Below are 3,104 nucleotides of genomic sequence, written 5' to 3'. Positions count from 1 at the left end.
AGATGTGTATAAGAGACAGGCTGGACGATAATCGGTATGCCCCACAGTCCACTTCATAGCCTTCTAGACCTGGAGGAGAACTCGCCCGCCATCTGCGCAAGTCAACCCGAGGGCCGGGTCGAGCCGCGCCATCAAAGTGGCCGCAGCCACTAATCGACGGTGGTGCTTGCCTCCCAGCGCACTGCTGGTCAGACGCTCGAAGGCGGCACACCAGAGCCTTCTCGGCCACACGAAATGTTCCAGGCGCCCATCCCGCCTGGTGAGGGATGACGGACTGCTCGTGGAAGCGCTCTCGGTGACGGCTCCGGGGGATCTGATTTGCTCGATTCCGCCTACGCCACAACGCCTGAGTGTATGCATTCACATGACCTGGGTCCCGGTGTCGGCCCCCCAGCGGGCCTGTCAGACCCCGGCGATATGGTAGAGGAAAAGAAAGGTGTCTGTATGTCAGCCGATTCGACCCGGTTCCGGTTCGTAGACTTGTTCGCTGGCCTTGGAGGCTTCCATGTTGCCCTCTCAGAACTGGGTGGAGAAGGTGTATTTGCTGCAGAATGGGACGTTGGCCTGAACAGACTATATGCTGAGAATTTCGGATTATTTCCCTGGAAAGACCTGAGCGATCTCGATAAGCCGGCAGAGCAGGTGCCAGACCATGAGGTTTTAACCGCGGGGTTTCCGTGCCAGCCATTTTCGAAGGCTGGCGAACAGTTGGGCTTCGAGCATACAAGGCAAGGGCAACTCTTTTTCAAAGTTCTGGAAATCCTGGACGCCAAGCGTCCGAGTCGCTTCATACTGGAGAATGTGCCGAACATCCTGAGGCACAGGCAGGGAAAGACGTTAGAGAAGATAGAAAAAGAACTCCAAAACCTGGGTTATTCCGTACAATTCAAGCGGTTCTCTCCCCATCATTTTGGGGTGCCGCAAGTTCGCGATCGCGCCTACTTTGTCGGATCCTTAGCTGGCCTTGATGGGTACGAGTGGCCGACTCCCAAAAAAGTGGAAACGGACGTAAGGAGCGTTCTAGAGTCGGGAGCAAAATCGAGGCGTCCCGTGTCCGACCAGACGTTACGGGCGATCGATATTTGGGATGACTTCCTGGCGGCTTCTCCTGATGACGTCAAGTTGCCCTCTTTCCCCATTTGGGCAATGGAGTTCGGTGCTACCTACCCCTTCGCCGACGAGACGCCAGCGGCTTTGCAGGCCGAACTGGGCGCTGACGGACTTTTCGGGTACAGAGGAAGCTTCGGCATGTCGCTACGGGGTATGAACATTCAAGAGCAGAGGGAGGCTCTTCCCAGCCATGGGCGGCGACTGGAGTTCAGGTTCCCCAGCTGGAAGGTTAGCTTCATTCGGCAAAACAGAGAGTTCTACTACGCGAACCGAGGATGGATAGATCCGTGGTTGAAACGGTCTTGTCTGCACGAACTACCGTCCAGCCTGCAAAAGTTCGAGTGGAACGCTCAGGGCGGAGTACGGTCGATTTCTCACTATATTCTCCAAGCCCGCGCCTCCGGATTGCGAGTAAAACGGACCACAACAGCTCCCAGTCTGATAGCAATGACTGACACGCAGGTCCCGATAGTAGGCTGGGAGCGCCGCTACATGACGCCCGGAGAATGCGCCAGGCTGCAGAGCTTGGACTCAATTAAGTTGCCGGCGAGAGATTCGCACGCCTACAAGGCGTTGGGGAACGCAGTGAACGCACACGTTGTCCGAGAGATTGCCCGTCCGCTGATATCTGGCCTTGGCGATAGGCTAACGCAATGAGCGCTCCGCTATTTGAAGGGGGCCCGTATACTAGTCCCCCAAATGTTGACATCGCACCCAGTGTCGGAATCTTGGGCGTTTTTAGTCATCTAAATTATGAGCCATGGTTTGCTCTCGCAGAGTATATCGACAATGCCCTGCAGAGCGCTCTCAGTTCCATGGAAGAACTGAAGCGCTTAAATCCCAACTATAGCCTCACAGTGGACATAGAATACGAGCGTGAGCAGGGCGGGCGAATCGTAATAGAGGACAATGCTGCCGGAATAGCTCGCTCGGATTTCGGGCGCGCTTTCAAGGCGGCTGAAGTGCCCCCGGACAGATCCGGCCTATCGGAGTTCGGGATGGGAATGAAAAGCGCCTCGATTTGGTTCGCGCGAAATTGGCGAGTGGTCACCTCTAGCCCAGGTGACCCAGCGACATATTCCGTTGAGTTCGATATGGAAACCGTGTTGTCGGACAGGTTGCAGAAACTGGAGGTGCGCGAAGCTGAAGCGCCAGCTGGCCTGCATTTTACTCGCGTGGAATTGTGGAATCTAAATCAATTTCTAAACGGTAGAACGCTAGGAAAAGTCAGGGAACACCTTAGGGAGATATACAGAGCTTACCTAAAAAGTGGACAACTGAGACTTACAGTCGCCGGGTTGGAACTCGAGAACGAACTTCCAGAAATACTTCGCGCGGTCGATTACCGGGCGAATGATGTAGCGGGGATATCAGAAGAAGTTGTCCAGTGGCGAAAAGACATATCTTTCTTGCTTGGTAATGATGTCGTTATTACTGGGTGGGCAGCGCTGAGGGCCGAGGGTCGAACAAACGGGAACGGCCTATCACTTTTCCGGCGGGGTCGGGTAATAGTCGGTACCACTGGAGCGCCGTACAGGCCCCAACTAATATACGGTCAGTCGAACTCTTACCGCTCTCAGAGGCTTTTTGGCGACTTGACCATTGAAGGCTTGCCTGTGAGCCATACGAAGGATGGCTTCCAATGGAATGGCCGGGAAGAAGAGTTCGAAGAAGCACTGCGTAGAGAACTCAATGCTGAGCCGCTCCCGCTGCTCAAGCAGGCTGAGAATTACCGGGCTCGCTTTGCGTCCCGTGCGGAAAAGAAGAGAATCGAACGTGCTGGACATAATACCGCTGAAGTGTCCAAAAGAAAACTTCCGGGTGCTCTCGAAGGTGCTGCAAGTCAAGACGAGAGGCGGGACTCTGGGGACCTCGGTGAGGCGCCACCCGAGAACGCCGGAGTGACGCGGGAATTTGACTTCTCACGAGATTTCTCGTTTGAGCATGGCCGGTTCACTTGGTTAGTTACGATTGCGGCCGTGTCACGGCCGGCA

General features: G+C 55.2%; 2 protein-coding genes. Both read left to right on the top strand.

All coding sequences use genetic code 11. The features are described from left to right. The first annotated feature begins 417 nt into the window (after positions 1–417). A complete protein-coding gene (dcm, locus tag ACN4EK_RS32315; protein WP_431662549.1) occupies positions 418–1,767 on the top strand; it encodes a DNA (cytosine-5-)-methyltransferase in 1,350 nt (449 codons plus the stop codon). Next, positions 1,764–3,104: ATP-binding protein (locus tag ACN4EK_RS32310; protein WP_431662548.1), on the top strand; the 1,341-nt coding region annotated here is incomplete at its 3' end. The genes dcm and ACN4EK_RS32310, both read left to right, overlap by 4 nt.

It is taken from the genome of Pantanalinema rosaneae CENA516 (assembly GCF_050753385.1).
Lineage (GTDB): Bacteria > Cyanobacteriota > Cyanobacteriia > Leptolyngbyales > Leptolyngbyaceae > Pantanalinema > Pantanalinema rosaneae.
This window is presented reverse-complemented; position numbering and strand designations above follow the sequence as displayed.